A 5,048-nucleotide genomic window follows, 5' to 3' on the forward strand; every position below is an offset into this window, starting at 1 on the left:
CTTTGGCAATAGTGTTGATTTGGATCAAATAGAGTGTCATGCAGGGTATCAATCGGGCTCAACTGGTAGCTCCGTTTAACCGGATTTCTCAAGCTCGTAGGGTTCGCACCACCCGCTAGGCGCGCTAGCACAAGACCGGCCTCGCTAGCCGTTCAGTCGAGCCCCAAGTAGGAATTGGGGGCCTGGTCAAACATACTGTTGCTTAGGCGAGATGCAGGGGCTGCCTGCTTCGAGCAGGCCCAATCAGGCACCAAAAGCGAATTCTATAATCGCTCTATAATCACTTTATAATCGACTATAAACCAGATTCTAGAGCGCCCGGCGCTGCCTAAAAAGCCGATCAGTTGCTGTATGCATGTGTCACTTAGATACTGCATACAAGGAGCCCGAAGGAGGGGTGTTTGATCGGGGAGAATGCGCTACCTAGCAAGCGCAACCCTGTACGATACGGATGTCGACTCAGGCTTCTCTACTTCAAGCCGTTACTATTCATAGAAGAGACCAGGAGCAAAGTTCCAAATTGACTTCCAACAAGCAGGTGGAGCCCCACATTGCTTTCCAATGCTGTCAAAGAGCAGTTCGCATCCACGCGGCCCGTGTGTCATACCCTGAAGGTGTCTCCTTGGAGTCTCAAATTTGTCGATTCACAGAAGATGAAGTTTCAAATTTTGCTTCCAAACCGCTCACGAGAGAGGTGTTCAGGTGCTTTCTGTTTCAAATTCACCCGATCACAAGGTCACAAGGTGAGAGGTCCATCTCACCTATATGTAATTTAACATAATATATATTATGCGAATGGACGCCGATGCCTCTAAGCACTGGCATCAGGGGTCATGGGTTTTGGCGAGCGGACGTTGCCTAAGCGCATTTCCTTCGATGGCGAATAGCCATAGAACGCTGCGTAGCATTTGCTGAAATGACTCGGCGAGACGAACCCGCAAGCCAGCGACACGTCGAGAATCGGCAGATCGGCATGCTGCAGCAGACGTCGCCCTTCGGTCAGGCGCAGCTCCAGGTAATAACGCACTGGCGTGGTGGCCATCTGTTCCTGGAACAGCCGCTCGATCTGCCGTCTGGAGCGTCCGACGTACTGGGCGATCTGGCTCAGGCTCAGCGGCTCTTCGATATTGGCGCTCATCAGTTGCACCACGTTGCGCAACGGCTCGCTCATTTTCTCGTGCAGCGCCGGCCGTGCGCGGCGGTAGCGCGACTCTTCGAAGGCCAGAATGTCGACGATGCCATCGGCCAGCTCGCGACCATGGCGTTTGCGGATCCAGTCCATCACCATGTGGAAGGCGCCATTGGGGCTGGCGGCCGTCAGCCGGTTGCCATCGACCATGTAGCTCTCGCTGGTCACCTGGCTGTTCTTGGCGATCTCGGCCAGTACGGCGCGATTCTCCGGATGGATCGCGCACTTGTGCCCATCCAGCAGCCCGGCCTGCCCCAGGAACCAGGCGCCGTTCCACAGTCCGGCCAGTTCCACGGCCTGCTTGTCGGCCGCGTGCAGCAAGGCGCTCAGCGCAGGCGAAGCCTTCAGCGGCGTGCGCAGGCCGCCGCAGACCACCAGGAGATCCATCTGCGCCAGATGCGGCAGTTGCAATTGTGCGTCGGGACAGATCACCAGCCCCAGGTCGCTGGTGACCGACTCGCCACTCAGGCTGAAGGACTCGGTCGCGAAGCAGTCAGGATTGATCAGGTTGGCCGTGACCATGGTGTCGAGTGCTTGGGTGTAGGCCGGCAAGGAGAAATGCTCGAGCAACAGAAAACCTACCCGAGCCTGCTGGGGCGGTTTTTTCCTGTCCTCCATGAAGCGCAGGTTCTGCCCCTGCATGGCTTCGCTGAAACTACGTCTGGGTAACAATTTCTAGACCTTCATCCGAACTACGTTTTATTGGATTTGTTATCGGCAATCGCATGTAGCGCATGCGGCTTTTGGATATTCAACCTTCTATCGATGTATCCGTTGCCAGGGCTGGCTCGTATTTTCGAGTACATATGCCCTCCTCTCCATTTCATTGGCAGCCAGCCAGGACATTGCTAGCTGGATTCTTCCCGATTATCGCGCGCTCGGCAAATCCGGAATTATTTCGGAACGCCAGTTCAACGGGGCGTCGCAAACAGACGAATCCATGCCGCTTATAGCCGCACTAAAAACCACACGACCGGCGTAATGTTTTTTCCATCTCATGCCAAAGCGAGTCAGAAAGAACCGCTAAAACGGGATGTTAAGTTCGGATACCGCGCCGAAGCCTTGCGACACGGCAGCCTCAACAAAAGGGAAATACCTATGACTCAGAACAACAATCCAGTGCGTCTGACACGCGTAATTTTGATAGGCGGATCATTGATCGCCCTGCTGGTCGGTTCTGGTTTCACCACCGGACAAGAAATCATGCAGTACTTCGTTGCATACGGTTATGCCGGTATCGCCAGTATTGCCCTGATGTTGCTGCTGTTCGTCTATGTCAATGTCAGTTTCGTCAGCGCCGGCCATGAACAGCAGTTCGCCGAGCCTAAAAGTATTTACCAGTATTATTGCGGCAGGCTAATCGGCAACTTCTTCGATTATTTCTCGGTCGTGTTCCTGTTCATGTCCTTCTGGGTGATGATCGCCGGTGCGGGAGCCGCGCTGCATCAGCAATTCGGCTGGCCGAGCTGGGTCGGCGGCGTGACAATGGGCGCCCTCACCCTGGTGTCACTGTTCTTCGGCTTCAAGCGCCTAGTGGCGATCATCGGCTCGATTGGCCCGCTGTTGAGCGTTCTGGCCATCGTCATCGGCATCATCGGCTATGCAATGGCACCTGCCGGGCTGCTGGACTATGAAGCCAAGCTGGAGCCGCTGGTAAACGACGGCGCTATCCTGCAAGCCAGCAGCGACTGGTTGATCGCCTGCGCCTCCTATGTCGGCTTCTGCATGATGTGGCTGGCAGTGTTCATGACCAACCTGGGCAAATCGGCTTCCAGCAGAAAAGAAGCCTGCTGGGGTGCGACGCTGGGCGCGGTGTTGTTCAGCCTGGCTGTGCTGGCCCTGATGCTGGGCCTGGCCGCCCATCTCGACGACGTGGCCGGCACGCAGATTCCCACGCTGGTACTGGTGGCCAAGATCCATCCGTCGCTGGCTCTCGGCTTCTCGCTCATCGTCTTCGTCGCCATCTTCACCACCGCAGCCCCACTGCTATGGACACCGGTAAAGCGCTTCGCCCCGGACGAAGACAGCCCGCGTCACCGCCTCCTGCTGGTGCTGCTCGCGGTGATCGGCACAGTGGTCGGCCTGGCCATCCCCTTCGACCGCCTGATCAATATCGTCTACGTGATCAATGGCTACGTGGGTTTCGCCCTGCTCTTCCTGATGCTGGCCAAGGATATCCGCACGCGGTTGTTCAAGTCGGGGGCGGCCATTCCCTCCCGTCCCTGATGCGCGGCATGTGCTCTGCCTGGCGCCCAATAAAAAAGGCCGCTGGATAACCAGGCGGCCGAAGTCTTAACCAAAGGAGATGAAGAGGAGCCAGGGCGACGGCTTCCGGGATTGTTGCAATAACCGCCGCCTATGGAATCTTCATCGGGGAGAAGCCTATCGCCGATCCCCCCGAACACCGCATCGAAGTCGTTGATAGTGATCATCGATCAGCTCGAATAGTGCATCTGCAGACAGGCTGATAACTCTAAGCGCGCCCTCTGGGCCGGGCCTTACCTCGATGTAAGGCGCGTTTAGAACAGCACACCAACACCGGAGCCCCCATGCACAAGAAGCACTGTCTCGCGCTGGCTTGCAGTCTCGCGCTGGGCGGGCCGTTGGCTCACGCCAGCAGTCAGTCCGAAACCAATGGTTTCGTCGAAGACGCCAGTCTCAATCTGTTGCTGCGCAACGCCTATTTCAACCGTGACTACAAGGACAACACCAACGACGCCAAGACCTGGGGGCAGGGTTTCATCGCCACCTTCGAGTCCGGATTCACTCAGGGCACCGTCGGCTTCGGCGTCGATGCTTTCGGCCTGCTCGGGGTCAAGCTCGACAGCGGTCGCGGCCGCAACTATCGCGCCTTCTTCGACACCGACAGCGAAGGTCGCCCGGTGGACGACCTGTCCCAGGCTGGCGGTGCGGTGAAGCTGCGCGTCTCCAATACCGTGATCAAGTACGGCAACCAGTTCCCTTCCCTGCCGGTTCTGGCCCATGACGACAGCCGTCTGCTGCCACAGTCGTTCACCGGCACGCTGGTCACCAGCAACGAGATCGAAGGCCTGGAGCTGAATGCAGGCCGCTTCACCGCGGACAGCCCGATGGGCGACTCGGCACGCGACCCCAATCGCCTCAAGAGCATTGATGTGCTCGGCGGCAGTTACGCCGTCAGCGACGATTTGAGCCTGGCGGCGTATCACGCCGATCTCGAGGACATGTACAAACGCTACTACGCCAACGTCAATTACAATCTGGCGCTGGCAGCGGATCAGGCGCTCAATTTCGACTTCAACATCTACCGCACCAAGTACGACACCGGCTCGGTGGCCGCGGTGGATCTCGGCGGTGACGGCCAGGGTGATCGCAACACCATCTGGAGCCTGGCGGCCAAGTACAGCATTGGCGCCCATGCCTTCATCGTCGCGCATCAGCGCATCAGCGCAACAGCGGCGATGCCGGCTTTGCTTATGACTACGGTGATGGCGGTTCCAGCATCTACCTAGCAAACTCATACTACTCGGACTTCAACCTGAAGGACGAGCGCTCCTGGCAGGCCAGCTACGAGCTGGATTTTGCCGAGTACGGTGTGCCGGGTCTGCGCTACAAGTTCGCCTACGTACGCGGTGACAACATCGATACCGGCAGCGACAACAACGGCACCGAGCGCGAGATCTTCAACCAGATCGGCTACACCATCCAGAGTGGCGCTGCCAAGGATCTGCACCTGCGCCTGCGTAACTCCATCTACCGCTCCAGCACCGACGTAGGGCCGGATCTCAACGAGATCCGTGCCTTTGTCGAATACCCGCTGAGCATCCTCTGATGGTCGCTGCCCCGGCCTTGGCCGGGGCAGTTCTCAGCCGCGCAGGAT

2 protein-coding genes and 1 pseudogene are annotated in these 5,048 nt (G+C 57.8%); 2 read left to right on the forward strand and 1 reads right to left on the reverse strand.

Translation table 11 applies throughout. From position 1 onward, the window contains the following. Nucleotides 1-811: 811 nt before the first annotated feature. The gene (locus N5J71_RS21950) at nt 812-1,831 is read right to left on the reverse strand and encodes a GlxA family transcriptional regulator (RefSeq protein ID WP_279917647.1); all 1,020 of its coding nucleotides are present in this window, start codon (nt 1,829-1,831) and stop codon (nt 812-814) included. 456 nt (nt 1,832-2,287) lie between these two features. Between N5J71_RS21950 and N5J71_RS21955 the strand changes: the two genes are divergently transcribed. Further along, complete coding sequence (locus tag N5J71_RS21955; RefSeq protein WP_003460110.1) at nt 2,288-3,415, forward strand: YkvI family membrane protein; 1,128 nt, start codon at nt 2,288-2,290, stop codon at nt 3,413-3,415. A gap of 323 nt (nt 3,416-3,738) precedes the next feature. Beyond that, nucleotides 3,739-5,000: pseudogene (locus N5J71_RS21960) on the forward strand (OprD family porin). Nucleotides 5,001-5,048: the final 48 nt, after the last annotated feature.

Origin of the sequence: Ectopseudomonas oleovorans (genome assembly GCF_029845265.1) — a bacterium.
Lineage (GTDB): Bacteria > Pseudomonadota > Gammaproteobacteria > Pseudomonadales > Pseudomonadaceae > Aquipseudomonas > Aquipseudomonas oleovorans.